The sequence below is a fragment of the Halomonas pelophila genome, assembly GCF_040196315.1.
GTDB lineage: Bacteria > Pseudomonadota > Gammaproteobacteria > Pseudomonadales > Halomonadaceae > Halomonas > Halomonas pelophila.
The window spans coordinates 48,042-73,013 of the sequence record NZ_JBEGCI010000015.1; the positions used below are offsets into that span (position 1 = coordinate 48,042).

At 67.8% G+C, this 24,972-nt stretch carries 21 protein-coding genes; 19 read left to right on the forward strand and 2 right to left on the reverse strand.

From position 1 onward, the window contains the following. The first annotated feature begins 149 nt into the window (after window positions 1–149). A complete protein-coding gene (leuB, locus tag ABE957_RS15420; RefSeq protein WP_349759551.1) occupies window positions 150–1,229 on the forward strand; it encodes a 3-isopropylmalate dehydrogenase in 1,080 nt (359 codons plus the stop codon). Between the two features lies 1 nt (window position 1,230). On the opposite strand, the gene ABE957_RS15425 is transcribed toward leuB, so the two are convergent. Continuing rightward, the gene (locus tag ABE957_RS15425) at window positions 1,231–2,256 is read right to left on the reverse strand and encodes a hypothetical protein (protein WP_349759552.1); all 1,026 of its coding nucleotides are present in this window, start codon (window positions 2,254–2,256) and stop codon (window positions 1,231–1,233) included. 314 nt (window positions 2,257–2,570) lie between these two features. Here ABE957_RS15425 and asd point away from each other — a divergent pair, with 314 nt between their 5' ends. From asd to ABE957_RS15500, 15 genes are all read left to right on the forward strand, one after another. Beyond that, window positions 2,571–3,683, forward strand: coding sequence for an aspartate-semialdehyde dehydrogenase (gene asd, locus ABE957_RS15430; protein WP_349759553.1), 1,113 nt, complete (start codon window positions 2,571–2,573; stop codon window positions 3,681–3,683). Window positions 3,684–3,951: 268 nt separating this feature from the next. Further along, the gene (locus ABE957_RS15435) at window positions 3,952–6,633 is read left to right on the forward strand and encodes a FimV/HubP family polar landmark protein (RefSeq protein WP_349759554.1); all 2,682 of its coding nucleotides are present in this window, start codon (window positions 3,952–3,954) and stop codon (window positions 6,631–6,633) included. Between the two features lie 6 nt (window positions 6,634–6,639). Beyond that, on the forward strand, window positions 6,640–7,554 hold the full coding sequence (truA, locus tag ABE957_RS15440) for a tRNA pseudouridine(38-40) synthase TruA (RefSeq protein WP_349759555.1): 915 nt from the start codon (window positions 6,640–6,642) through the stop codon (window positions 7,552–7,554). Window positions 7,555–7,629: 75 nt separating this feature from the next. After that, a complete protein-coding gene (locus ABE957_RS15445) occupies window positions 7,630–8,271 on the forward strand; it encodes a phosphoribosylanthranilate isomerase (protein WP_349759556.1) in 642 nt (213 codons plus the stop codon). Between the two features lie 60 nt (window positions 8,272–8,331). Beyond that, window positions 8,332–9,546: a tryptophan synthase subunit beta gene (gene trpB, locus ABE957_RS15450; RefSeq protein ID WP_349759557.1), complete on the forward strand. Its 1,215-nt coding sequence runs from the start codon at window positions 8,332–8,334 to the stop codon at window positions 9,544–9,546. A gap of 15 nt (window positions 9,547–9,561) precedes the next feature. Further along, window positions 9,562–10,365, forward strand: coding sequence for a tryptophan synthase subunit alpha (gene trpA / locus ABE957_RS15455; protein WP_349759558.1), 804 nt, complete (start codon window positions 9,562–9,564; stop codon window positions 10,363–10,365). A 73-nt stretch (window positions 10,366–10,438) separates the two neighbouring features. Beyond that, window positions 10,439–11,455 (forward strand): acetyl-CoA carboxylase, carboxyltransferase subunit beta, encoded by a 1,017-nt coding sequence (accD, locus tag ABE957_RS15460; RefSeq protein ID WP_349759559.1) that lies wholly within the window; start codon window positions 10,439–10,441, stop codon window positions 11,453–11,455. 9 nt (window positions 11,456–11,464) lie between these two features. Beyond that, complete coding sequence (folC, locus tag ABE957_RS15465; RefSeq protein ID WP_349759560.1) at window positions 11,465–12,787, forward strand: bifunctional tetrahydrofolate synthase/dihydrofolate synthase; 1,323 nt, start codon at window positions 11,465–11,467, stop codon at window positions 12,785–12,787. Further along, window positions 12,784–13,416, forward strand: a complete 633-nt coding sequence (locus ABE957_RS15470; protein WP_349759561.1) for an SPOR domain-containing protein — start codon at window positions 12,784–12,786, stop codon at window positions 13,414–13,416. Before folC ends, ABE957_RS15470 begins: the two co-directional genes overlap by 4 nt. Beyond that, window positions 13,413–13,997, forward strand: coding sequence for a CvpA family protein (locus ABE957_RS15475; RefSeq protein WP_349759562.1), 585 nt, complete (start codon window positions 13,413–13,415; stop codon window positions 13,995–13,997). Before ABE957_RS15470 ends, ABE957_RS15475 begins: the two co-directional genes overlap by 4 nt. Window positions 13,998–14,083: 86 nt before the next feature. Continuing rightward, window positions 14,084–15,604: an amidophosphoribosyltransferase gene (purF, locus tag ABE957_RS15480; protein ID WP_349759563.1), complete on the forward strand. Its 1,521-nt coding sequence runs from the start codon at window positions 14,084–14,086 to the stop codon at window positions 15,602–15,604. Between the two features lie 11 nt (window positions 15,605–15,615). Next, the gene (locus ABE957_RS15485) at window positions 15,616–16,812 is read left to right on the forward strand and encodes an O-succinylhomoserine sulfhydrylase (protein ID WP_349759564.1); all 1,197 of its coding nucleotides are present in this window, start codon (window positions 15,616–15,618) and stop codon (window positions 16,810–16,812) included. A 146-nt stretch (window positions 16,813–16,958) separates the two neighbouring features. Next, complete coding sequence (locus ABE957_RS15490; protein ID WP_349759565.1) at window positions 16,959–17,648, forward strand: type 1 glutamine amidotransferase domain-containing protein; 690 nt, start codon at window positions 16,959–16,961, stop codon at window positions 17,646–17,648. 159 nt (window positions 17,649–17,807) lie between these two features. Continuing rightward, window positions 17,808–18,362 carry a cytochrome b gene (locus ABE957_RS15495; RefSeq protein ID WP_349759566.1) on the forward strand — a complete coding sequence of 185 codons (555 nt, stop codon included), beginning with the start codon at window positions 17,808–17,810 and terminating at the stop codon, window positions 18,360–18,362. Between the two features lie 38 nt (window positions 18,363–18,400). Continuing rightward, window positions 18,401–18,985 carry a YceI family protein gene (locus ABE957_RS15500; RefSeq protein WP_349759567.1) on the forward strand — a complete coding sequence of 195 codons (585 nt, stop codon included), beginning with the start codon at window positions 18,401–18,403 and terminating at the stop codon, window positions 18,983–18,985. An 83-nt stretch (window positions 18,986–19,068) separates the two neighbouring features. Here ABE957_RS15500 and ABE957_RS15505 read toward each other — a convergent pair whose 3' ends face one another. After that, on the reverse strand, window positions 19,069–19,863 hold the full coding sequence (locus tag ABE957_RS15505; protein ID WP_349759568.1) for a 2OG-Fe dioxygenase family protein: 795 nt from the start codon (window positions 19,861–19,863) through the stop codon (window positions 19,069–19,071). Window positions 19,864–20,158: 295 nt separating this feature from the next. Between ABE957_RS15505 and ABE957_RS15510 the strand changes: the two genes are divergently transcribed. From ABE957_RS15510 to ABE957_RS15520, 3 genes are all read left to right on the forward strand, one after another. Continuing rightward, the gene (locus ABE957_RS15510) at window positions 20,159–21,985 is read left to right on the forward strand and encodes a putative bifunctional diguanylate cyclase/phosphodiesterase (protein ID WP_349759569.1); all 1,827 of its coding nucleotides are present in this window, start codon (window positions 20,159–20,161) and stop codon (window positions 21,983–21,985) included. Between the two features lie 117 nt (window positions 21,986–22,102). Then, window positions 22,103–23,389 (forward strand): MATE family efflux transporter, encoded by a 1,287-nt coding sequence (locus ABE957_RS15515; RefSeq protein WP_349759574.1) that lies wholly within the window; start codon window positions 22,103–22,105, stop codon window positions 23,387–23,389. Window positions 23,390–23,554: 165 nt separating this feature from the next. Further along, window positions 23,555–24,814, forward strand: a complete 1,260-nt coding sequence (locus ABE957_RS15520) for a D-amino acid dehydrogenase (RefSeq protein ID WP_349759570.1) — start codon at window positions 23,555–23,557, stop codon at window positions 24,812–24,814. Window positions 24,815–24,972 lie beyond the last annotated feature (158 nt).

Genomic DNA, 24,972 nt, shown 5'->3' on the forward strand with positions numbered 1-24,972 from the left:
GACGTGGGGGCGCCGGGGGCAAGCCGTAGAGGAGGTCCGATGCCATGGATGGCATCGGTAGCGCCCAGGGATGGGTTCACAGCGCCTCCTCGCAGGCTTGTCGCCGGGAAAGCCCCATGCCCTGAGCTAGCCTTACTAAGGAAGTAATGATGACACAGAAGGTTCTGATTCTCCCCGGTGACGGCATCGGCCCCGAGATCACCGCTCAGGCCAGCCGCATCCTGGCCGCTTGTCAGGCCAATGGCCTCGACGTCGAGGTGGAGGAGGGGCTCCTTGGCGGCGCCGCCTATGACGCCCACGGCGAGCCGCTGCCCGCCGAGACCCTGGAAAAGGCCCAGGCGGCCCGCGCCATCCTGCTTGGCGCCGTGGGCGGCCCCAAGTGGGACAAGCTCGAGGACCTCGCCAAGCGCCCCGAGAAGGGGCTGCTCGGCGTGCGCAAGCAGCTCGGGCTGTTCGGCAACCTGCGCCCGGCCATCACCTATCCGCAGCTGGCCGCTGCCTCGAGCCTCAAGCCCGAGCTGGTCGCCGGCCTGGATATCATGATCGTGCGCGAGCTCACCGGTGGCATCTACTTCGGTCAGCCCCGCGGCATCGAGGAGCGTAACGGCGAGCGCGTGGGCTTCAATACCTACGTCTACAGCGAGAGCGAGATCGAGCGCATCGGTCGGGTGGCCTTCGAGATGGCGCAGAAGCGCGGCAAGCGGCTGTGCAGCGTCGACAAGGCTAACGTGCTGGAGGCCACCATCCTGTGGCGCGAGGTGATGGAGCGCCTGGCGCCGGAGTATCCGGACGTCGAGCTCTCCCACATGTACGTCGACAATGCCGCCATGCAGCTGGTGCGGGCGCCCAAGCAGTTCGACGTCGTGGTGACCGGCAACATGTTCGGCGACATCCTCTCCGACGCCGCCGCCATGCTCACCGGCTCCATCGGCATGCTGCCCTCCGCCTCGCTCAACGAGAGCGGCCAGGGCATGTACGAGCCCTGCCACGGCAGTGCGCCGGACATCGCCGGCCAGGGCATCGCTAACCCGCTGGCGACCATCCTCTCGGTGGCCATGATGCTGCGCTACTCGCTCGACGCGCCGGAGCTGGCCGAGCGCATCGAGAGGGCGGTGGGCAAGGTGCTGGACGAGGGGCTGCGCACCGCCGACATCGCCGCCGAGAGCACCCGCACCGTCTCGACCGCCGAGATGGGCGACGCCGTGCTGGCGGCCTTCGAGCGGGTGTGAGTCAAACCCTGACATGGCTTGCGCGCTCATGAATCCGCTGTACCAGAGGCGCCAGGTTCAGCTCCATGTCGTCCAGCGACCAGGGGCGGCGATAGCGATAGACGTGGATGCGCTGAGCCAGCTCGGAGACGTAGGCCATCAGCCGCGCCGGGCCGTTGAGTGCCTGCCCCCACTCCGGTAGGTAGAGGGACGCCATGACGACCTGGAGGGCCTCCAGGCCTTCGAGAGGCTCCAGGCTGGCAGCGGCGCCCTTGTCGGCACGCTCCAGCAGGACGAGGGCCTTAAGCGGCTGGGCGTAGGTGTGGAATCCTCGGTGTAGGATGAGGTGATACTTGCCGGTTCGTGTCAGATCCCTGCTGAGGCTGTGATGATCGAACTCCAGGCTCGCCAGGGCCTCCTTCCGGAGCTTGAGCCCGGGAGGGCCCGGGTGCAGGTAGGGTAGTGCCTCATCCGGCTTGATGACGCCGACCTCGTCTGTCAATAGTGGCCAGTCGTGGTGATAATGCAGCCAGGCGGCCAGAGTCGAAATGCCTGCGCCGGGGACGCCGGTGAATCCCCAGGCCCCATCTGGCGTCTCCAGGGCGCTCAGGTGGAAGGGAAGCCAGTGCTTCTGGTGCAGCAGGGTGCTCATGGCGCTGCCCAGCAGATGGCCTCGCAGATCCCTTTCGGGCGTGCCGGTTCCCCGGGTCTTCAACACGCGCCGGTCGATCAGGATACGCTTCCCCTGTTCGACTCGATAACGGGCTACCCCTTCGAAGACGAGCTGGGAGCAGTCGGCGGAGCCTTGGGGGGGGACTTCGCTAATGCCAGTACTCTTCGGGTCTTCAGGGAATGAGTCGGCCAGTATTTCGATATCGGGGGTGGGCGTGGGCGCGGTCCCGCGAAGTTCGGGGAGCTCGAGCTGCGAGCTGAGCACGAGGCCGTAGGTGCTGTAGTGGTAACGCGGGACGGCGGCTCTTGGGTGTCCGCGTTTCTCCTTGGCGTCCTGGGCGTTCCAGGTGGCAATGGCGGCGATATCGTGGTGCATATCCAGAGCCCCCCTTCGGTGGGGTCTTGTCCTTGTGCGTCAATGGATGGGCTGAATGCCGAGTAAGGCCCTGAACGGCCTTGCCGTGGGCGCTCGACGCCATCCATATCCATGCCGCTGGCGCTCGATGCATGTTACATAAGTTTACTTAATGTCGCCATTTTGTCAAGGATTGTTACATGGCGCGTGCTCTGGCGGGTGTGGCCAGCGTCAGATGCTGGCCACACCTGCGCGGGCCTGGGCTGATCGACGTCTGCCAGGCGCGGCCTGCTCGTGTATAGTATTTCGCACATTCGATTTCTGGAGGACTTTACATGTTGAAAGTCGGTTTTGTCGGTTGGCGTGGCATGGTCGGTTCCGTGCTGATGCAGCGGATGCTCGATGACGGCGACTTCAAGGGCATCGAGCCGATCTTCTTCACCACCTCCCAGGTTGGTCAGGCCGGCCCCGACGTCGGCGTCGACGTGCCCCCGCTCAAGGATGCCTTCGACCTCGAGGCCCTCAAGGCGCTGGACGTGGTCGTCACCTGCCAGGGCGGGGAGTACACCGAGAAGGTCTACGCCGACCTGCGCCAGGGCGGCTGGAAGGGCTACTGGATCGACGCCGCCAGCACTCTGCGCATGGCCGATGAGGCGACCATCGTCCTCGACCCGGTCAACCGCGGTGTCATCGATGCCCAGCTGGCCCGTGGCGCCAGGACCTTCGTCGGCGGTAACTGCACCGTCAGCCTGATGCTGATGGGTCTCGGCGGGCTCTTCGAGGCCGACCTGATCGAGTGGATGACCTCCATGACCTATCAGGCCGCCTCCGGCTCCGGCGCCAAGCACATGCGCGAGCTGCTCAACCAGATGGGCGGCCTGCGTGACAGCGTGGCCGCCGAGCTCGCCGACCCGGCCAGCGCCATCCTCGACATCGATCGCAAGGTCACCGCGGCCATGCGTGGCGGCGACTTCCCCACCGACAACTTCGGTGCGCCGCTGGCCGGTAGCCTGCTGCCCTGGATCGACAAGCCCATGGAGAACGGCCAGAGCAAGGAGGAGTGGAAGGGCTCCGTGGAGACCAACAAGATCCTTGGTCTCCAGGACAACCCGATCCCCATCGACGGGCTCTGCGTGCGCATCGGCGCCATGCGCTCCCACAGCCAGGCCTTCACCATCAAGCTCAAGAAAGACGTGCCGATGGACGAGATCGAGGATCGCCTGGCCAAGCACAATGAGTGGGTCAAGGTCATCGCCAACGACAAGGACGCCACCATCGACGGCCTCACCCCGGCGGCCGCCACCGGCACCCTGACCGTGCCCGTCGGGCGCCTGCGCAAGCTGGCCATGGGCGGTGAATACCTCTCCGCCTTCAGCGTCGGCGACCAGCTCTTGTGGGGCGCCGCCGAACCCCTCAAGCGCATGTTGAAGATCCTGCGCGAACAGTAAGGCACGGGCGATCAGCTGCGGCCGTCTGATCGTCACGCCCTGAAGGTGCGGGGCGTCTCCTGAGGGAGGCGCCCCGCATTTCGTTGGTGGGGGAGGTTCGCGGCGCCCATGATCCATGTCGTATGTTGAAAAGTATGGGATCCGCTGATGTCGCGTGATGGCGCGCCCTTGAGTGGAATGTGTTACATAGACATCAAGACGACTAAGAATATATGACCAGTCCGTCGCCCGGTTCGAGGCGTCGGCAGCAACGACGCAAGGGACCCCGATGAAACGCAAGCTGACACTCGCCATGCTGCTTTCGCTCTCCACCGCCAGCCCACTGGCGCTGGCCCTCGGCCTGGGGGAGGCCGAGGTCAATTCGACGCTCAGTGCGCCGCTGCGAGCGAGTATCCCCTTGACCGACAGTGCCGGCCTGCAGCCCGGGCTGCTCAACGTCTCCGTGGCCGACGAAGGGGCCTTCTCGGCGGCCGGGCTTTCACGTACTCCGCTGGCGGCCAGCGTGAAGATGGAGGTGACCCGCCGCCAGGGACGCCTGATGGTCGATCTGACCACCGAGCGCGCCGTACGCGAACCCTGGGTCGACCTGCTGCTGCGTTTCGACTGGCCCGGCGGCCAGCAGCTGCGCGAGGTGACCCTGCTGCTCGACCCGCCTGACTATGATCGCCTGCCGGCCCTGGTCGCCGCCCCCTCGACGCCGCCGCGGGAGGCCGTCTCCCGTTCCCGCCTGCCGACGAGCTCGCCGGACGCCGCGACGCGCCCCGTGGCCCGCACCTCGGCCGCGGCCGGCGCCGGCAATCCCGCCTGGGTGCGTCCCGGCGACACCCTGTGGGCCGTGGCGGGCCGGCTGCGCCCGGACAGCGGCATCAGCATGAACCAGATGATGGTTGCCCTGGTCGATGCCAACCCGGAGGTCTTTCCCTCGGGCAACATCAACGCCATGCGTGCCGGCTTCACCCTGGTGGTCCCTCCCCGTGAGGCCATCGCGGCGCGCTCCGCCGCCCGGGCCGGCGATCTCGTCCAGTCCATGAACCAGGCCTGGGCCAATCGCGGCAGCGGCGCCCCGGCGCGGGTGCCGCTTGGCGGCAGCGAGCCGGCGTCGGCCGTGGCCAGTGCCTCGACCCAGGCGCCCGCGCCGGCGGCAAGCCCGGAGGATGCCCCCGCCGATTCGACGGCGGCCGCAGCGGACGAAGACGGCGAGCCCGCCGGCGAGGGCGGGCAGCGGCTGACGCTGCTGAGCGACGCCGAGATGGCCGCCGAGGGCAGACTCACGGCGGATAATCTGACGGAGGGCGCGGCGGACGACTCGGCCGGCGAGGCCGCGTCGGCGCAGGGCGCAGGCGCGACGCCCTCTCTGGCGCTATCACCGGCTGCCCGGGGTGAAGGAGACGTCATAGACCCCGAGGTGCTGGCGATGATTCAGGGTGGCGGCGAGCTCACCGAGGACCAGCGCCTGCTGCGTCTCGAGGAGCGCTGGCAAGAGAGCCGGGAGACCCTGGAGGCAGTGCGCGGCGAGCGGGACGCGCTGCAGACCGCGCTCGGCGATCTGCGTGAGGAAGTGGAGGCCATGCGCGAGCAGCTGGCGAGTCTCGCGGCCGGTGGACGCGGCGTCGATGCCGCCGGTGCGGGCGGCGTGGTGACCCCGGGAAGCGCCTCGTCGCCGGCTGAGCCGTCGCCCTGGTGGGGGTCCCTCTACCAGGGCGCCGTCGATCGCCCTCTGATGCTGGGCGGCGCCGGCCTGGCGGCGCTGCTGGCACTCTGGGCTCTGGTGCGCCGGCGTCGCCGTGAGGAGGAGGCGCCGGCCCCGGTCTTTAACGAGGCCCGTCCGGTGGACCCCGCGGCCAGCGGTGTGGTGATGCCGGGGGCCGGCGACAGGGCTGCCGAGGAGGCGCGGGCTCCGGGGCGTGAGGAGGCGCCGAGGACGCCGGTACGCGCCTCCATGCCCGAGGCCGAGGCCATCAACGAGGCCGATATCTTCATCGCCTATGGGCGTTACGATCAGGCTCGCGAGCTGCTGGAGGCGAGCCTGGTCCGAGAGCCCGGCCGCGACGACCTGAGGCTCAAGCTGCTGCGAGTGCAGCTGGAGCAGGGTGATCGCAGCGCCGCGGCGCGTCAGGCCGAACAGCTTCGCGCCGGCGGCGATCCCGACGTCCAGGCCGAGGTGGCCACGCTCATGCAGCGCCACGCGGTGCACAGCGCGTCGTCCGACCCCGAGCGGGCCGTGTTCCCCGTGCCCGACGAGCACCAGCCGCGTCGCTTCGATGAGCCCGACGCGCCGGACGACGATGAGGGCGCCGAAGCGGTCGAAGAACGGTCCGTCGGTGAGGCATTGAGCGTCGATCGCTCGCCCGACCCCCTGGCCGCCTATCGCCCCCCCAAGCCGGAACCCGCCGCCGAGCTCTCTGGCACCGAGTCTTCCGACCCGGAGCGCGACGCCCACGAGGCGCCTGAGACTCACGAGCTCCCTGACACTCACGAGGGCTTCGAGGATCACGAGGGTTTCGAGGCGGAGCCGGCATCGTCGATCGCCGAGACGCCGCTTGAGACCGTTCAGGCCGACGACGGACGCGACATCATCGATTACCATCCGCCTTCCCTGGAGGCGAATCCCGCGCCACGAGAGGAGACGCCCATGCAGCCCAGCGTGGACTTCACGCCTTCTGGCCAGGGCGGCGGCGATGCGTCTCCCGCGTCGGCCGTCAGCCGTGCCGATCGCGACCTGCCGGAGGAGTGGGACGTCGAGGAGGTGGCCTTCCCGCCGCTGTCGGAGGATAATGCCCACTTTTCCGCGGCGGCCTTCCCGACGTCGACGCTCGCCGAGGCGCGACGCCTGCTGGATGCCGGCGAGCGCGGTCAGGCTCAGGCGTTGCTCGAGAGCCTGATTGACGAGACCGGCGATCCGGATGCCCGGCAGGAGGCCCGTGAACTGCTGGATCAACACCTGCCATGAGGCCGAATGACCCTTTTCAGATCCCTCGATGAACGCCACCCCCTGAACGGCCGCCTGGCCATGGGGGTGGAGTATGACGGCAGCGGCTACTGCGGCTGGCAGCGCCTCAAGCACTCCCCCTCGGTGCAGGGGGCCGTCGAGGCCGCGCTCTCGAAGGTGGCGGCCGGACAGCCGATCACCCTGCACTCCAGCGGACGCACCGACTCCGGTGTCCATGCGACCCGCCAGATCGTCCACTTCGACCCTCCGGTGCCGCGTTCCGAGAAGGCCTGGGTGTTCGGCGCCAATGCCAACCTGCCGCGCGATGTCGCGGTGCGCTGGGTGAAGCCGGTCTCCGACGACTTCCACTCCCGCTTCAAGGCCCTGGCACGACGCTACCGCTACGTGATCCTCAACCAGCCGAGCCGGCCGGTGCTGGAACGGGCCAATGCCACCTGGTGTCGCGATCCCCTGGATGCCGATGCCATGCACCGGGCCGCCCAGGCGCTAGTCGGCGAGCACGACTTCTCGAGCTTTCGCGCCGCCGGCTGCCAGTCGAAGACGCCCTGGCGCCACCTTCATTTCATCGAGGTGCATCGCCATGGTCCCCTGGTGGTCATCGACGTCCAGGGCAACGCCTTCCTGCACCACATGATCCGCAATATCGTCGGCGCCCTGGTCACGGTGGGGCGGGGCGAGCGGGGCGATGACTACCTCAGCGAGCTCATGGCGCTGAAGAATCGCGCCCTGGGGGACGTGACCGCTCCGGCCTGCGGCCTGCATTTCGTCGACTCCGTCTATGACGAGTGCTGGGGCCTGCCCCGAGAGCCGCTGGGGCCCAACCTGCTGGCCTTCCTCGGTGAGTGGACCGGCGAGCGAGCCCTGCCCGACTGCCCGATGGTCGAATTTCGCCGTGGCCGCCCGGTGGCGGAGGGGGCCTAGCCGTCCGGTGGCCGGCGCCGACGCGCCGGCCTTCTTGCGATATCCATCTCGACCCACCCGGAGACCGCTGCCGTCATGTCGATACTGCACCGCACCCGTATCAAGTTCTGCGGCCTGACCCGCGAGGAGGACGTCGACGCCGCCGTGGCCGCCGGCGCCGACGCCCTGGGCTTCGTGCTCTGGCCGGGCAGCAAGCGCGCCATCGATGAGCGCCGGCTCGTCGAGCTGAGTGCCCGGGTGCCGGCCTTCGTCACCCGCGTGGGGCTCTTCGTCGACCCGTCGGCGTCCCTGGTGGCTTGCTGCAGCCCGCACCTGGACCTGCTGCAGTTCCACGGTGACGAGACCCCGGGCGCCTGCGAGGCGGCCGGGCGCCCCTGGATCAAGGCCTTGCGCATGCGTGAAGGTCTCGACCTTCCTGCCGCCGCCGAGGCCTATCGCGGTGCCCGGGCGCTGCTGCTCGACGCCTATCGCCCCGGCGTGCCGGGGGGCACGGGGGAGACCTTCGACTGGTCGCGAATCCCCGCAAGCCTGGCAAAACCTGTTATCCTCGCCGGAGGCCTGACGCCGGACAATGTCGACGCGGCGATCGCAGCCGTTGGCCCCTTCGCGGTGGATGTCTCCGGTGGCATCGAGACCGCGCCCGGCGTCAAGGACGCCACTCGCATGGCGGCATTCCTTGACGCCGTGCGACGGGCCGACGATCGGCGCTCGCGCTGAGTCCTCGGCGTCGACCTGTTCCCCTACACCCCTATCTGGCGACCCTGTGAGGTGTCTTTCGTGAGCAAGTTCAGTGACCTGACCCGACTGCCGGATGCCCGCGGCCATTTTGGCGCCTACGGCGGCCGGTTCGTCTCGGAGACCCTGAGCTTCGCCCTGGATGAGTTGGAGAAGACCTACCTGAGTCTTCGTGATGATCCGGCCTTCCAGGCGGAATTCGACTACGACCTGGCCCATTACGTGGGCCGCCCGTCACCGCTCTATCATGCCGAGCGATGGTCGAAGCAGCTCGGTGGGGCACAGATCTGGCTCAAGCGCGAAGACCTCAACCACACCGGCGCCCACAAGGTGAACAACACCATCGGCCAGGCGCTGCTGGCCAAGAAGAGCGGCAAGCCGCGGGTGATCGCCGAGACCGGTGCCGGCCAGCACGGCGTGGCCACGGCCACCGTGGCGGCGCGCCTGGGTCTCGAGTGCGAGGTCTACATGGGCGCCGCAGACGTCGAACGCCAGAAGCTCAACGTCTATCGCATGCGCCTGCTGGGGGCCAACGTCATCCCGGTTACCTCCGGCACGCAGACCCTCAAGGACGCCATGAACGAGGCGCTGCGCGACTGGGTGACCAACGTCGACAACACCTTCTACATCATCGGCACCGTGGCGGGTCCGCATCCCTATCCGATGCTGGTGCGCGATTTCAATGCCGTGGCCGGCCGCGAGGCGCGACGTCAGTCCATCGAGGAGTTCGGCAGGCTGCCCGATGCGCTGATCGCCTGCGTCGGCGGCGGCTCCAATGCCATGGGGCTCTTCTATCCGTTCGTCGAGGACGATGACGTCGTCATGTACGGCGTCGAGGCGGGCGGCGACGGCGTCGAGACCGGGCGCCACGCCGCCCCCCTGACGTCGGGCGCCCCGCGCGGCGTGCTGCACGGCAACCGCACCTACCTGATGTCCGACGAGGGTGGCCAGGTCTCCGACACCCACTCGGTCTCGGCGGGCCTGGATTACCCGGGCGTCGGCCCCGAGCACGCGCTGTGGAAGGACGTCGGGCGCGTCAACTACGTGGCCGCCAACGATCAGGACGTGCTCGAGGCGTTTCGTGAGCTGACCCACGTCGAGGGCATCATGCCCGCACTGGAGTCCGCCCACGCCCTGGCCTATGCCAAGGTGCTGGCGCCGACCATGCGCCCCGACCAGAACATCGTGATCAACCTCTCCGGACGTGGTGACAAGGACATCATGACGGTTGCGAAGATCGACGGAATCGAATTCTAGATGACGGCCCATACCATGAATCGTATCGACCAACGCTTCGCTGCGCTCAAGGCCGAGGGCCGCCGCGCACTGATTCCCTACATCACCGCCGGCGATCCGGCGCCCCAGCACACCGTCGGCTTCATGCACGCCCTGGTGGCGGCAGGCGCCGATGTCATCGAGCTGGGCGTGCCGTTCTCGGATCCCATGGCCGATGGGCCGGTGATCCAGAAGGCCTGCGAGCGGGCCCTCAAGAAGGGCGTTCGCCTCTCGCATCTCTTCGAGATGGTCAGCGAGTTCCGTCGCACCGACGCCGAGACCCCGGTGGTGCTGATGGGCTATCTCAACCCCGTGGAGCGCATCGGCCTGGCGACCTTCGCCGACCAGGCCGCCGACTCGGGCGTCGACGGCGTGCTGATCGTCGACATGCCGCCGGAGGAGGCCGACGAGGTCGGTCCGCTGCTCAAGGCCCGCGGTCTGGCGTCGATCTTCCTGGTCGCCCCTACCACTTCGCGTGCTCGGGCCGCTACAATATGCGCCCACGGCGAGGGCTATCTCTACTATGTTTCGCTGAAGGGTGTGACCGGCTCGGCGACCCTCAATGCCGACGACGTGGCGGAGCACCTGGCGCCACTGCGCGAGATGACCGATCTGCCGCTGTGCGTGGGCTTCGGGATCCGCGACGGGGCCTCGGCCGCGGAGGTGGGCAAGGTGGCCGATGGCGTGATCGTCGGCTCGGCGCTGGTCAACCGCATCGCCGAAAATGCCGAGCATCCCGAGGCGATCCCCGCTGCCCTCGAGGCGGTCCTGGGAGAGATGCGCCAGGCGCTGGACGCCTGATCCTCCTCGCCAACGAATCGACCCTGCTCCCGGCGCCGCCGGGAGCATCAGCCTTTACGGAAGTGTTTCTGACATGAGCTGGCTAGACAAGATCGTGCCCTCGGTGGGCCGCATCCAGCGCAAGGATCGCCGCGCAAGCGTCCCCGACGGCCTGTGGCGCAAGTGCCCCAAGTGCGAAGCGGTGCTCTATCTCCCGGAGCTGGAAAAGCACCATAGCGTCTGCCCCAAGTGCGACCATCACTTGCGCCTGACCGCGCGCAAGCGGCTCGACTGGTTCCTGGACAAGGAAGGCCGCGAGGAGATCGCGGCCAAGCTCGAGCCGATGGATCGCCTCAAGTTCCGCGATTCCAAGAAGTACCGGGATCGCCTGATCGCGGCCCAGAAGGCTACCGGCGAGAACGATGCGCTGATCGCCATGCGCGGCTCCCTCGAGGGGCTGCCGGTGGTCGTGGTGGCCTTCGAGTTCACCTTCATGGGCGGCTCCATGGGTGCCGTGGTGGGGGAGAAGTTCGTGCGCGCCGCCACCGTCGCCCTCGAGGAGGGTATCCCGCTGGTCTGCTTCGCCGCCTCTGGCGGCGCGCGGATGCAGGAGGCGCTGTTCTCGCTGATGCAGATGGCCAAGACCTCGGCGGCCCTGGAGAAGCTCAAGCAGGCCGGCGTGCCCTACATCTCGGTGCTCACCGACCCGGTGTTCGGCGGCGTCTCGGCGTCGCTGGCGATGCTGGGCGATCTCAACGTGGCCGAGCCCAACGCGCTGATCGGCTTCGCCGGGCCACGCGTCATCGAGCAGACCGTGCGCGAACAGCTGCCCGAGGGCTTCCAGCGCAGCGAGTTCCTGCTCGAGCACGGTACCGTGGACATGATCGTCCATCGCGGCGAGATTCGCTCGCGCCTCGGCGGCGTGCTGCGCAAGCTGACCCATCAGCCGGTGATCGGCGAGGAGACCGTCAGCGAGGAGCCGGACCTGGTACAAGTGGCCGAACAGGCCGAGCAGGACGACGTGCTCGCCACGATGCCCGATGAAGGCGTCGAGCCCGACGCGGAAAGCGACGCCGAGCAGAACGGCGAGCGTTCCGAACCGGCGCGCTGATCGATCCGCATGAGCGAGCGCGCCCTGCCAACGACGCTTCCGGCCTGGCTGGCCCGGCTGGAAGCGGCTCATCCGGTCGGCATCGACCTCGGCCTCGACCGCGTCGCCGAGGTCGCGCGCCGCATGGGGCTCCTCGAGGGGCCACTCGCTCCCCGGGTCATCACGGTCGCCGGCACCAACGGCAAGGGGTCGACCGTGGCCATGCTCGAGGCGCTGGCCCAGGCCCACGGCCTCACCACGGCGACCTACACCTCTCCCCATCTGCTGCACTACAACGAGCGCCTGCGGCTGGACGGCCGGCAGGCGGATGACGCCACCCTGATCGCCGGCTTCGAGGCGGTCGAGGCGGCGCGGCTCAAAGGCGAGCCGATCAGCCTGAGCTACTTCGAGATGGGGACTTTGGGGGCGCTGTGGGCGATCGCCCGGCAGCCCCCAGCGCTGGCGATCCTCGAGGTGGGGCTGGGCGGCCGGCTGGATGCCGTCAACATCATCGATCCGGACGTCGCGGTGATCACCACTGTGGCCCAGGATCATGCCGCCTTTCTCGGCAACGATCTCGAGGGCATCGGGCGCGAGAAGGCCGGCATCCTGCGCCCCGGCCGGCCCGCGGTGCTAGGCAGCACGACGCTGCCGGCGAGCGTCCGGGCCGTGGCCGAGCAGCAGGGCGCCCGGGTGGTGGCCCTGGGCGAGGCCTTCCACCGCGAAGGGGAGGGCGACGCCTGGCGCTGGTTCGGGCAGGACGGCGGCGGTGATCCCGTCGCCCTGGCCGACCTGCCCGATCCCGGGCTGCCGCTGGACAACGCCGCCAGCGCCCTGCAGGCCCTGGCGCTGGTGGAGGTGCCGCTGGAGGAGCCCGCCTGTCGCCACGCCCTGGCAAGCGTCCGGCTGCCCGGGCGCATGCAGTGGCTGGGGCCCTGGTGCCTGGATGTCGGGCACAATCCCCATGCGGCCGCCTACCTGGCGCAGCGGCTCACGGCTCTCCCATGCGAGGGGCGCACTATCGGCCTGATCGGCATGCTCGGTGACAAGGATGCCGACGGCGTGATCGCCGCCCTGGCCCCGGCGGTGGATGCCTGGGTGCCGGCGAGCCTCGAGGGCGAGCGGGCGCGGTCGGCGGATGACCTGGCCGACCGCCTGGCCCATCAGGGCGCTCGGGTCTGGCACCGCGGGGACTCGCCGGCCGAGGCCGCCGACTGGCTGTCGACCCGCCTCGCGCCCGAGGATCGTGTGCTGGTCTGTGGCTCCTTCTTCACCGTCGCCGCCGTGCTGGCCTGGCATCAGGCCGTGGCGCCGACGGCAGAGCACGCCACGCGCAGCGAGGAAGCGAGATGAAATACGGAATGCGAGAGCGTCTCAGCGGGGCCGTGATCCTGACCGCCCTGGCGGTGATCTTCCTGCCCATGCTGTTCGACGAGCCGGCCCCGCGCGGCGAGCGGCCTCAGCCGGTGATGACCATCGAGCAGCCGGTCGAGGTGGAGCGCCGCGAGCTGCCGGACCCGCAGCCGCCGGAGAGTCTCGACCGGGCCCCGGAGGCCGAGGCCGCCTCCGCCAAGCCGGAAACGGCGTCGGACGACGAGCCGGCGGCCGAGCAGGCGTCGACGCCGCCCGAGCGCGAGCGCGGCGACGAACCCGCCGCCGACCCCATCGCCGAGCTGGCCCGCGCCGCCGACGAGCGCCTGGCCGGTCAGCAGCAGGCGTCCTCCACGCCGGTCGAGGCCGCTCCCGACGGGGAGTGGGCCGTGCAGGTGGGCAGCTTCGGCGAGACCGCCAACGCCGAGCGCCTCGAGGCAAAGCTCGCCGACCAGGGCCTGCCCGTCTACCGTCGCGCTCGCGACAACGGGCTGACGACCGTCTATGTCGGCCCCTTCGCCTCTTCCCGGGAGGGCGAGCGGGTGATGGGTGAGCTCAAGGCCCGGGACAACCTTCAGGGTCTGCTGGTGCGCGCGGACAACGGCTCATGACCCTGACCTGGATCGACTGGATCTTCGTGGCGGTCCTGGTAGTGACGGGACTTGCCGGCTTCCTGCGCGGGCTGGTCCGCGAGGCCCTGGGACTCGCCGCCTGGATCATCGCGCTGCTGGCGGCTCGGCTGCTGGCCCCGCCGGTGGCAGAGCTGCTGTCCGGGGTGATCGACAGCGCCGATGGCCGCCTGGTGCTGGCCTTCGTGCTGGTGATCTTCGCGGTGATCCTGCTCTGCGGCATCGTCATCCGCATGGTGCACGCCGCCGTGGAGTGGGTGGGGATGGGGTTGTTGAATCGGGTGACCGGCACCGCCTTCGGCATGGCCAAGGGTGGGGCGATCCTGATCCTGGCGACCATCCTGCTGAGCCTGACGCCGCTGGTGCAGCTCCAGGCCTGGCAGGAGGCGACGCTGCGCCCGACCTTCGAACGGCTCCAGGACTGGGCGGTGAGTCATCTCGAGGCCTGGGAAGGGCGCCTGCCCGAGCCGTCCTCCCTGCGCGAGCTCTCCCTGCCGCCAGCGGCGCCGGCCTCATCCGACGAGGCCGAACCGGACGACGCCGATGAGGCGACGACCCCCTGATACACGAATCCGGGACGGCGCCACGGCCCGCCCCGACTCTTCACAGCAAGTCCGGCAAGCAAGCCCGGCAAGAGAGGTAAGGTAGAATGTGCGGTATCGTGGGCCTGATGGCCAAGCAGGCGGTGAATCAGGGCATCTATGACGCCCTGACCGTGCTCCAGCACCGCGGACAGGATGCCGCCGGCATGATGACCTGGGACGATGGCCGGTTCCTGTTGCGCAAGAGCAACGGCCTGGTGCGGGACGTCTTCCATACCCGCCACATGGCCCGCCTCAAGGGCAACCTGGGCATCGGCCACGTGCGCTATCCCACCGCCGGTTCCTCCAGCGAGGCGGAGTCTCAGCCGTTCTACGTCAACTCCCCCTACGGCATCACCCTGGCGCACAACGGCAACCTGACCAACTCCGATCAGCTCAAGCAGGAGCTGTTCTCTTCCGACCTGCGCCACATCAACACCAGTTCAGATTCCGAGGTGCTGCTCAACGTCTTCGCTCACGAGCTCGGCAAGCAGGGACTGCACCTGGCGCCCGGCGATATCTTCGATGCGGTGCGCCGCGTGCATCGTCGCTGTCGGGGCGGCTACGCCGCGGTGGCGATCATCAACGGCGTCGGCCTGGTCGCCTTCCGCGACCCCCACGGCATCCGTCCGGTGGTGTTCGGCACCCGCGACGAGGGCGAGGGGCAGGAGGTGATGATCGCCTCGGAGTCGGTGGCGCTGGACGTCGGCGGCTTCGAGCTGCATCGCGACCTGGCCCCGGGCGAGGCGATCTTCGTCGACATGACCGGCGCCATCCACACCCAGCAGTGTGCCGACACCCCCAGGCTTGCCTCCTGCATCTTCGAGCACGTCTACCTGGCGCGCCCCGACTCCATCCTCGACGGCGCCTACGTCTACGGCACCCGCATGCAGATGGGACGCAAGCTCGGCGACCGGATCCAGAACGAGTGGCCCGAGCAGGACATCGACGTGGTGATCCCGATTCCCGACACCTCGCGGACCTCAGCGCTGGAGCTCGCCCAGCACCTCGGGGTGACCTACCGCGAAGGCTTCATGAAGAACCGCTACATCGGGCGGACCTTCATCATGCCGGGCCAGACCCAGCGCAAGAAGTCGGTGCGCCAGAAGCTCAACGCCATCGGCGTCGAGTTCAAGGACAAGAACGTCCTGCTGGTGGACGACTCCATCGTGCGCGGCACCACCTGCAAGCAGATCATCCAGATGGCCCGCGAGGCCGGCGCCCGCAAGGTCTACTTCGCCTCGGCCGCGCCGCCGGTTCGCTATCCCAACGTCTACGGCATCGACATGCCGGCGGCCAACGAGCTGATCGCCCATGGGCGCAGCGAGGCCGAGGTGGGCGAGCTGATCGGTGCCGACCGGATCTTCTACCAGGACCTCGACGACCTGAAGGCCGCCTGTCGCGAGGTGAATCCCGCCCTCGAGGCCTTCGACTGCTCGGTGTTCGACGGCCAGTACGTGACCGGTGACATCGACGATCGCTACCTGGCGGATCTCGAGGCCTCGCGCAGCGACGATGCCAAGCAGCTCAGCGCCGGCGACCACGCGCTGGTGGGGATGCACAATCAGGAAGACGACATCGACGACTGAAGGGGCCCGTCATGCAGCAGGATCAGACACCAGCGCCGGAGTGGGAGCTCGAGACCCTGGCCATCCGCGCCGGTCATCAGCGTACCCACGAGCAGGAACATGGCGAGCCGATCTTCCCGACCTCGAGCTTCGTCTATGGCAGCGCCGCCGAGGCGGCGGCCAAGTTCAGCGGCGAGGAGCCGGGCAACATCTACTCGCGCTTCACCAATCCTACCGTGCGCACCTTCGAGCAGCGCCTGGCGGCCATGGAAGGCGGTGAGCGCTGCGTGGCCACGAGTTCCGGCATGGCGGCGATCATGGCCACGGCGCTGGCGCTGCTCTCCTCGGGCGACGAGATCGTCGCCTCGCGGTCGCTGTTCGGCTCCACGGTCAGCCTGTTCGACAAGTACCTCGGCAAGTTCGGCATCACCACCCGCTACGTGGAGCTGTCGAACCTCGAGGCCTGGGAGGCTGCCATCGGCCCGGCCACCAAGCTGCTGTTCGCCGAGACGCCCTCGAATCCGCTCTCCGAGGTGGTGGACATCGCGGCCCTGGCCCAGATTGCCCATCGTCATGAGGCTTGGCTTGCCATCGATAACTGCTTCCTGACGCCGGCCCTGCAGAAGCCGCTGGCGCTGGGGGCGGACCTCGTCATCCACTCCGCCACCAAGTACCTGGACGGCCAGGGCAGGGCGATCGGTGGGGCCGTGGTCGGCCGCGACAAGGAGCTCGAGGAGGTGTTCGGGGTGGTGCGTACCTGCGGACCCTGCCTGAGCCCCTTCAATGCCTGGCTCTTCACCAAGGGCCTCGAGACCCTCAATCTGCGCATGCGCGCCCACTGCGTGAACGCCGGGATCCTCGCCGAGTGGCTGGATGGCCACCCGGCGGTGGCTCGCGTCCACTACAGCGGCCTGGCGAGCCACCCGCAGCATGAGCTCGCCAGCCGCCAGCAACAGGGTTTCGGGGCGGTGATCGGTGTCGAGGTGAAGGGCGGTCGCGAGGCGGCCTGGTCGGTGATCGACGCCACGCGCATGGTCTCGATCACCGGCAACCTGGGGGACGTCAAGACCACCATCACCCATCCCGCCACCACCACCCACGGCCGCCTCTCCGACGATCAGAAGGCCGCAGCCGGGATCAGCGAGGGCCTGATTCGCCTGGCGGTGGGGCTGGAGGCGCTGGAGGACATCCGCGACGACCTGGCCCGCGGGCTCGACGCCCTGGTCTGACGGTCCGTCGACCGCCCTTGAAGCATCGAGCGCCTGCCCGTCGCGGCAGGCGCTTTTTTGTGGTTTTCTCGCCGCTTCCTTGAACTCCTCGCCCGCGTCTCCATCTCACCTAGGCACGCATGCACCAACGCCCGAGGAGGGCCGCGATGAAGATCCTGATGGTACTGACCTCCCATGACCGCATGGGCGATACCGACCACAAGACCGGCTTCTGGCTCGAGGAGTTCGCCGCGCCCTACTACGTCTTCAAGGACGCCGGCGCCGAGGTCACCCTGGCCTCGCCCAAGGGCGGCCTGCCGCCGGTGGACCCGAACTCCCAGGCCGAGGAGGCCCTCACCGAGGAGACCCGGCGCTTCGAGTCGGACGACCAGGCCAAGGCGCAGCTCGCCAGCACGTACCGACTCGCCGACGTCGAGGTCGGCGACTTCGACGCGATCTTCTATCCAGGGGGCCACGGGCCGCTGTGGGACTTGACCGGCGATGCCGATTCGCGTCGCCTGATCGAGGCCTTCCTGGCCGCCGAGCGTCCGGTGGCCGCGGTCTGCCACGCGCCCACGGTGCTGCTCGACGTCAAGACGCCCGCGGGCGAGCCGCTGGTCAAGGGGCGCCGGGTCACCGGCTTCGCCAACAGCGAGGAGGAGGCGGTGGGCCTCACTGGCGTGGTGCCGCACCTGCTCGAGGATGCGCTCAAGGAACAGGGCGGTGACTATGCGCGAAGCCAGGATGACTTCGCGCCCTTCCAGGTGCGCGACGGGCTGCTGGTCACCGGGCAGAACCCGGCCTCCAGCGCGCCCACGGCCCGCCTGCTGCTCGAGGTGCTGGCCGAGCGAGGCTGATCCTTCTGACAGTCGTGATGACCGCATGCCGCCGCCACGTCTCTCGTGGCGGCGGCATGCGGTTTTTCCGAATGCAATGTTCGGGTTTATTCGCGGATACCGATCGTCTCGTAGGGTATGCTGGCCGTCGATCAACCTACGCAGGGAGGCAGAGAGATCATGTGGAACAACACCCGTCGTGGCTGGGGACTGGTCAGCATCCTGCTGCACTGGCTTGGCGCCCTGGCCATCATCGGTCTCTTCGCCCTGGGCTGGTGGATGACGGGGCTCGACTACTACCACCGCTGGTACAACCTGGGCCCCTGGTGGCATCTTTCCGTGGGCATGTTGCTGCTGCTGGTCACCCTGGTCCGCCTGGGGTGGCGCTTCCTGCAACCCACGCCGCAGGCGCAGGGGCAACGCCTGGAGCGCCTGGCCGCCCATCTGGGACACCTCGGGCTCTACCTGCTGATGCTGGTGGTGCTGATCAGTGGCTACCTGATCCCCACCGCCGAGGGCCAGGGGATCAAGGTGTTCGACGCCTTCGAGGTGCCGGCGCTGATCAGCGGCCTGCCGAATCAGGCCACCCTTGCCGGCCAGGTGCACTGGTACAGTGCCCTGGCGCTGATCCTGCTGTCGGTGGGTCATGCCCTGGCCGCCCTGAAACACCACTGGGTCGATCGCAGCGACGTGCTGACGCGCATGGTCGACCCGCGCCGTTCCCGTCGCCCCTGAGGCGATGTTCTCCCCGATACGATCCACAAGGAGCCTTCATGATCAAGAAGACCGCCATCGCCACCGCCCTGGCCGCCGCTGCCCTGTTGCCGCTGACCCAGGCCCAGGCCGCCGACTACGCCATCGACACCGAGGGCCAGCACGCCTTCATTCAATTCAAGATCAGCCACCTGGGCTTCTCCTACATCCTCGGCAGCTTCGAGGAATTCTCGGGCAGCTTCCGCTACGCCCCGGAGAACCTGGAGGACGCGGCCGCCAATCTCGAGGTCGATGTGGCGAGCCTCACCAGCAACCATGCCGAGCGTGACAAGCACATCAAGAGCGACGACTTCCTGGCCGTGGGCGAGTATCCGACCGCCACCTTCACGTCCACCGGCTTTGCCCCCAGCGGCGACAACGAGGGCGTGCTGAGCGGCGAGCTGACGCTGCACGGCGAGACCAACGCGATCGAGATGCCCGTCACCCTGCTGGGCGAGGGCGAGGACCCCTGGGGGAACTACCGCGCCGGCTTCGAGGGCTCCACGACCCTGGTCCTGGCTGACTACGGCATCGACATGAGCCAGTTTCCCGAGGTGATGCACGAGCTCGAGCTCTACGTCACCTTCGAGGGCATCCGCCAGTAAGGCGCGCCGCGTCTCGACTCGGCAGACGCCATGATGCCCCCCCGGAGTCTCTCCGGGGGGGCATTTCCTTTCAGGGGGGGGTGTCAGCGGGGCTCGTGAAGGATCGCGTCGGGGAAGTGTCGACGCAGGATGCGGTTCTGAAACTCATCCACGAAGCGGCTGTTGATGATGATGACGAAGCGCTCGAAGGGCGCACCGTCGTCTTGCTGGGTGATCGCATCGACGCTGTGGAAGAGGCGGTCGTCCCGCAGGTGCAGGATATCCCCCGGGGCGAGGGTCGTGTCGGAGAGGGAACGGGTGCCGGCCTTGTCGGCGTAGAGATGGTTCTCGGCCCCGGCCACGTTGGCTCGGCTGACCACCATGACGCTCAGCGCCTGGCAGCCATCGGCGTGAATCCCCTGGCCCTGCAGCGGATCGACCATGCCCTCGCCGCGCACGCCGGTGATCTGCATGAGGATGGGCTCGCTCGGCCGCAGCTGCCACAGCCGAGCCCAGGCCCGCACAAAGGCCTTCACGTCCGGTCGCGCCATGAACTCAGGCGCCAGGGGCTCGTAGTAGCGAAGACGGTCCGCCATGCTCTCGGCATCGTTGAAGGCGCCGCCCTGTGCCATCGGGCAGGGCCCCATGTCGAGGACATCGCTGCGCTCGTCCAGCGTCAGCCAGGACATGCGCTTCCAGCGGCGGTTGACGTAGGGGTCCCGGGGCAGGTCCTGGGTGAAGGCCTGCCAGGCCTCGAGGTCCAGCCGGGAGCGCACCTCGGCCTGGGCCCAATCCTGCTGCCGCAGGGCGCGGGTGACCTCGGGTGCCCAGTAGTCGGCGACCGGATCGAGGGGCATGGTGGCGGTATCGAAGCCGTACTTGAGGGTATCGAGTTTCATGGGATCTTCTCCATTGGGAGGGGGGAGGCATGATTGCCCTGAGGTTGCCCGAATGACGGACAACCTTAGGAAAATGAGAAGATCTGCAACGAAATGTCAAAAAATGTACGAGACGGGACACTCTTCAGGGGCTAGGGTTCTCATTGAAACGTCGGAGGGCAGTGCCTGGGCGAAGACCTTATGCCGTGTAAGATATTTCCTACACAAGCAGGTAGGATGGTCATTATCGATGCCGCCTCGGGTCATGCGCTCCCAGCAGGCAAGACGGCATCGCCGGGCGATGATGAGGGGACGAATGAGCGGTCGCGAAACCCGTTTCCAGCAATGGCTGGTGCGACGGTGGCAGCAGGTCAGGGCGAGGTGGTACGCCGTTGGGGAGGCGGACCCCCTGGACGATGTCGAGCGCGTCAGACGCCAGTACCTGGAAAGCGAGCAGCGATTTCGTGCCTTGCTGGAAAGCCTGCCGAAGGTTGCGGTGCAGGGTTACGACCGCGAGCGGCGAGTGATCTACTGGAACGAAGCCAGCACCCGGCTCTACGGCTACGCCAGCGACGAGGCTCAGGGACGGATGCTTGAGGAGCTGATCATCCCCGCGCCGATGCGCGAGCCCGTGATTCGGGCGCATCGCGCCTGGGTGGAGAAGGGGGTCGAGATTCCCGCCGATGAGCTGGAGCTCCAGCACAAGAGCGGCGAGACGGTCTCGGTCTTCTCCCATCACGTGATGCTCGGGGAGCACACCGACGATCCCTTGATGTTCTGCGTCGACGTGGACCTCTCGGATCAGAAGCGGGCCCATCGCGAACTGGATTTTGCCACGCGCTTCGACGCCCTGACGCACCTGCCCAATCGCCAGACCTTCGAGTCGCAGCTCGACGAGGTACTCGCCGGCTGTGGACGACAGGATTGCGGCCTGGTGCTGATCTACCTCGACATCGACCACTTCGTGGAGATCAACGATGCCCTGGGCTACGAGCAGGGCGACCGCCTGCTGGTCGAGTTGAGTCGGCGCCTGCACCGCACCAAGCGCGGCTCCGACCTGATGTCGCGCCTATCCGGCGACGAGTTTGTGATCGCCTTCCCGGGGCTCCAGCGCGAGGACGTGATGCCGCAGCTGGTGCACAAGATCCAGCAGGCCCTGCGGGCGCCCTTCATGGTAGACGGATCACGGCGCCAGGTGACGGCCTGCCTGGGCGTCAGCTTCTATCCGGATAACGGCGATACGGCGCGGGAGCTGATTCGCAATGCCGATGTGGCCAAGAACCGGGCCAAGCTCGATGGCCGCGGCAGCGTATGGTTCTTCGACCAGCAGCTTCACGACGAGCTGCTGCATCAGCATCGCCTGGCTGATCGCCTGGAACAGGCGCTCGACCAGGGCGAGCTGTCGCTGCACTACCAGCCCCAGGTATCGGCCATGAGCGGGCGCATCGAGAATCTCGAGGCGCTGCTGCGCTGGCACCCCCACGACGGTCCGCCGATCTCTCCGGCCGAGTTCATCCCGCTGGCCGAGCACTCCGATCTGATTCACCTCCTCGGTGACTGGGTCATGGAAGCCGCCTGTCGACAGCGGGCGCGGTGGCGAGACGCCGGCCTGGCCCTGGAGCGCATCGACATCAACTTCTCCGGCCGTCAGATGAGCCGGGCCGACGTCTTCGATCGCTTCGAGGCCTGCCTGGCGCGCTACGATCTGGGGCCACGGCATATCGGCATCGAGCTCACCGAGAACGTGCTGATCGAGGCCGACGATCGGATCCTCGAGGGGCTGCGCCGGCTCCATCGCCTGGGGTATCGCATCGCCATCGACGATTTCGGTACCGGCTACTCGTCGCTGAGCTATCTCAAGCACTTCCCGGTCACGGCGCTCAAGATCGACCGGGCCTTCGTGCGGGATGCCCCGGATCAGCCCGAGGACCGCGCCATCATGGAGGCCGCGATCTTCATCGGCCATCGGCTGGGGCTCGAGGTGGTGGCGGAAGGGGTCGAGAATCGCGAACAGCTGGCGCTGATCCAGGACATGCGCTGCGATCTGGTGCAGGGGTTCTACTTCTTCCGCCCCATGCCCGCCGCGGAAATCGAGCGCATCCTGGCCGGATTGGTGGTGGGCCACCCGGGGCTCGCGGGCTGAGTCCGGCGCCGCCATGGCGTAGAATGCCTGGCCCCGACAGACCCCGGAGTCCTTGTGAATTCCCTCGACGCATCTCGTTCCACCCTCGGCCTCACCCTGTGGCGCCAGACCTGGCCCATGGCGATCGGTGTGCTGGCGCTGCTCGGCTTCCAGCTGGTGGACAGCGCCTTCATCGCCCGCCTGGGCACGGCGCCGCTGGCCGCCCAGTCCTTCACCTTCCCGCTCTCCTTCCTGGTCATCGGCATTCAGGTGGGCATGGGCATCGCCATCGCGGCGCTGATCTCGCGTGCCCTGGGCGCGCGGGAAACGGCGCGAGCCCGCCGTCTGGGCAGCCTGGTGCTGCTGGTAGGCACCGTGACCATCGCGCTGCTCGTGCTGCTGCTGTGGGCCATCCAGACGCCAGTGTTCGGCCTGCTGGGCGCCGACGAGGCGTCCCGAGCCCTGATCCGCGACTACTGGGGGCCCCAGCTGCTGGCGGCGTGGCTGGGGGCGGTGCTCTACTTCGGTTACAGCTTGTTCCGGGCCCACGGCGACACCTGGCTGCCGGGCAAGATGATGGTGATCACGAGCCTTTTGAACCTGGTGCTCGACCCGCTGCTGATCTTCGGTGTCGGACCTTGGGAGGGGCTCGGCCTGCCGGGCGCCGCCTGGGCGACCGCGATCGCCTTCGCCATCGGCCTGCTGCTGCTGGCCCAGCGGCTGCGTGACAAGGCGTGGCTCGCGGCCGAAGGGCTGGTCGGGGAGATGCAGCGCTCGCTCATGCCCTTCATCGGTATCGCCGGTCCGGCGATGATCAGCCAGCTGATGCCGCCCCTGGCGGCGATGCTGGCGATCTCGGTGGTGGCCTCCCTCGGCGAGCCCCAGGTGGCGGCCTGGGGGTTGGCCAGCCGCCTGGAGACCCTGTCGCTGATGGTGGTGCTGGCCATGACGATGTCGCTGCCGCCCTGGCTCGGACGCTGCTATGGAGCGGGGGACTGGGAGCAGGTGCATCGGCTGATGCGCCTCGCGCTCAGGGTGGTGGTGCTCTGGCAGCTGTCGCTGGGCGTTGTCATGGCACTGGCATCGCCGTGGCTCGCCCTCGCGCTGTCCGGTAACCCCGAGGTGCAGGGCGACCTGGCGATCCTGATTCGCTTCCTGCTGCCGAGCTACGCAGCGCTGGGGGTCTGCATGATCGTGGTCTCGGCCGGTAATGCCCTGGGCTGGCCGCTGCGTGCCATGTTGATGTCGGGGGCTCGGCTGTTCGTCTTCTACCTGCCGTGTCTCTGGCTCGGGGCCTGGCTCGGTGAGCTGATGGGTCTGGCGATGGGGGCGGCGATCGGCAACCTGCTGGCGGGCCTGGCGGCTTGGCAGGTGCTGAGACGGATCCTCGCCAGCCCGCGCCGGCAGCCGTCTAACGCGGCGTAGAGAGACAGCCTGAAAATAAAGGATTATAGAGAATATCAATCCGTTGTTGAGACATAAAACATTATTAAGCTTTTATTTTGGGGGTTATTTTAGGCGAAATAACTGGATAGTTGTCCCTATACTGCTGGGCTTGTTGATCTCATCACCCGGCAGAAGGGGAAGCGCATGAAGGTACTGATTCTCGGCAGCGGCGTCGTCGGCGTCACCAGCGCCTATTACCTGGCTCGGCAGGGCCATGAGGTCACGGTGGTGGATCGCCAGCCGTCGCCGGCGCTGGAAACCAGCTACGGCAACGCCGGTCAGGTCTCCTTCGGCTTCTCCTCGCCCTGGGCGGCGCCGGGTATTCCCCAGAAGGCCGTCAAGTGGATGTTCCAGGAGCATGCGCCGCTCAAGATCCAGCCCAAGATGGACCCGAGCATGGCGCGCTTCATGATGCAGATGCTCGGCAACTGCGACCCCGAGCGCTACATGGTTAACAAGGAGCGCATGGTGCGCGTGGCTGAGCACAGCCGTGCCTGCATCAATGCCCTGCGTGACGAGACCGGCATCCGCTACGAGGACCGTCAGCGCGGCCTGATGCAGCTGTTTCGCCATGAGAGCCAGGTGGAGGCCGTGGCCAAGGACATGCGGGTCCTGGAACAGTGCGGCGTGCGCCACAAGCTGCTCAATGCCGATGAGATCACCGGCGTCGAGCCGGCGCTTGGTCGGGTGCCGGGCAAGTTCGTCGGCGGGCTACACCTGCCCGATGATCAGACCGGTGATTGCTACCTTTTCACCAACCGGCTGGCGGACTACTGCCGCGAGCGGCTGGGCGTCGAGTTTCGCTTCAATGTCGAGATCCAGCGTCTCAAGCGCAGTGCCGGGGCCATCGAGAGCGTGGTGACCAGCGAGGGTGAGCTGACCGCGGACGCCTACGTGGTGTGTCTGGGCAGCTACTCGCCGTTTCTGGTCAAGGATATGGGGATCCGGCTGCCGATCTATCCGGTGAAGGGGTACAGCCTGACCGTGCCGGTCACCGACGACGGCGGCGCCCCCCAGTCCACGGTGATGGACGAGACCTTCAAGGTGGCGATCTCGCGCTTCGATGATCGTATTCGGGTGGGCGGTACCGCCGAGCTGGCCTCCTTCGACCTGAGCCTGCTGGAGAAGCGCCGGGCGACCATCGCCATGGTGGTGCGCGACGTCTTCCCCGAGGGGGGCGACGTGAGCCGAGCCGAGTTCTGGACCGGCCTGCGCCCCATGACGCCGGATTCCACGCCGATCATCGGCGCCACCCGGGTCGACAACCTGTGGCTCAACACCGGGCATGGCACCCTCGGCTGGACCATGAGTTGCGGCAGCGCCCAGCTGCTGGCCGACCTGATCGACGGCCGTGCACCCGCCATCGATCCCAGTGGCCTGGGGGTCTCCCGCTACGCGGCGTGATCATCATCGCCGCAATGCACAACGCCCGGGCCATATGAACTGCACCCCGAAAGTTGGACACCCAATCTAACCTTCGGGGTGTTTCTATGAGGAACCAGTACAGCGACCAGTTTAAGTTGCAAGTGGTGCAGCAATACCTGGATGGGGATGCCGGCCTA

What these genes read in the sequence shown, in the direction of transcription:
- leuB (WP_349759551.1), top strand. Translation starts at nt 150, where the DNA reads ATGACACAGAAGGTTCTGATTCTCCCCGGTGACGGCATCGGCCCCGAG.
- ABE957_RS15425 (WP_349759552.1), bottom strand. Translation starts at nt 2,256, where the DNA reads ATGCACCACGATATCGCCGCCATTGCCACCTGGAACGCCCAGGACGCC.
- asd (WP_349759553.1), top strand. Translation starts at nt 2,571, where the DNA reads ATGTTGAAAGTCGGTTTTGTCGGTTGGCGTGGCATGGTCGGTTCCGTG.
- ABE957_RS15435 (WP_349759554.1), top strand. Translation starts at nt 3,952, where the DNA reads ATGAAACGCAAGCTGACACTCGCCATGCTGCTTTCGCTCTCCACCGCC.
- truA (WP_349759555.1), top strand. Translation starts at nt 6,640, where the DNA reads ATGACCCTTTTCAGATCCCTCGATGAACGCCACCCCCTGAACGGCCGC.
- ABE957_RS15445 (WP_349759556.1), top strand. Translation starts at nt 7,630, where the DNA reads ATGTCGATACTGCACCGCACCCGTATCAAGTTCTGCGGCCTGACCCGC.
- trpA (WP_349759558.1), top strand. Translation starts at nt 9,562, where the DNA reads ATGAATCGTATCGACCAACGCTTCGCTGCGCTCAAGGCCGAGGGCCGC.
- accD (WP_349759559.1), top strand. Translation starts at nt 10,439, where the DNA reads ATGAGCTGGCTAGACAAGATCGTGCCCTCGGTGGGCCGCATCCAGCGC.
- folC (WP_349759560.1), top strand. Translation starts at nt 11,465, where the DNA reads ATGAGCGAGCGCGCCCTGCCAACGACGCTTCCGGCCTGGCTGGCCCGG.
- ABE957_RS15470 (WP_349759561.1), top strand. Translation starts at nt 12,784, where the DNA reads ATGAAATACGGAATGCGAGAGCGTCTCAGCGGGGCCGTGATCCTGACC.
- ABE957_RS15475 (WP_349759562.1), top strand. Translation starts at nt 13,413, where the DNA reads ATGACCCTGACCTGGATCGACTGGATCTTCGTGGCGGTCCTGGTAGTG.
- purF (WP_349759563.1), top strand. Translation starts at nt 14,084, where the DNA reads ATGTGCGGTATCGTGGGCCTGATGGCCAAGCAGGCGGTGAATCAGGGC.
- ABE957_RS15485 (WP_349759564.1), top strand. Translation starts at nt 15,616, where the DNA reads ATGCAGCAGGATCAGACACCAGCGCCGGAGTGGGAGCTCGAGACCCTG.
- ABE957_RS15490 (WP_349759565.1), top strand. Translation starts at nt 16,959, where the DNA reads ATGAAGATCCTGATGGTACTGACCTCCCATGACCGCATGGGCGATACC.
- ABE957_RS15495 (WP_349759566.1), top strand. Translation starts at nt 17,808, where the DNA reads ATGTGGAACAACACCCGTCGTGGCTGGGGACTGGTCAGCATCCTGCTG.
- ABE957_RS15500 (WP_349759567.1), top strand. Translation starts at nt 18,401, where the DNA reads ATGATCAAGAAGACCGCCATCGCCACCGCCCTGGCCGCCGCTGCCCTG.
- ABE957_RS15505 (WP_349759568.1), bottom strand. Translation starts at nt 19,863, where the DNA reads ATGAAACTCGATACCCTCAAGTACGGCTTCGATACCGCCACCATGCCC.
- ABE957_RS15510 (WP_349759569.1), top strand. Translation starts at nt 20,159, where the DNA reads ATGAGCGGTCGCGAAACCCGTTTCCAGCAATGGCTGGTGCGACGGTGG.
- ABE957_RS15515 (WP_349759574.1), top strand. Translation starts at nt 22,103, where the DNA reads ATGGCGATCGGTGTGCTGGCGCTGCTCGGCTTCCAGCTGGTGGACAGC.
- ABE957_RS15520 (WP_349759570.1), top strand. Translation starts at nt 23,555, where the DNA reads ATGAAGGTACTGATTCTCGGCAGCGGCGTCGTCGGCGTCACCAGCGCC.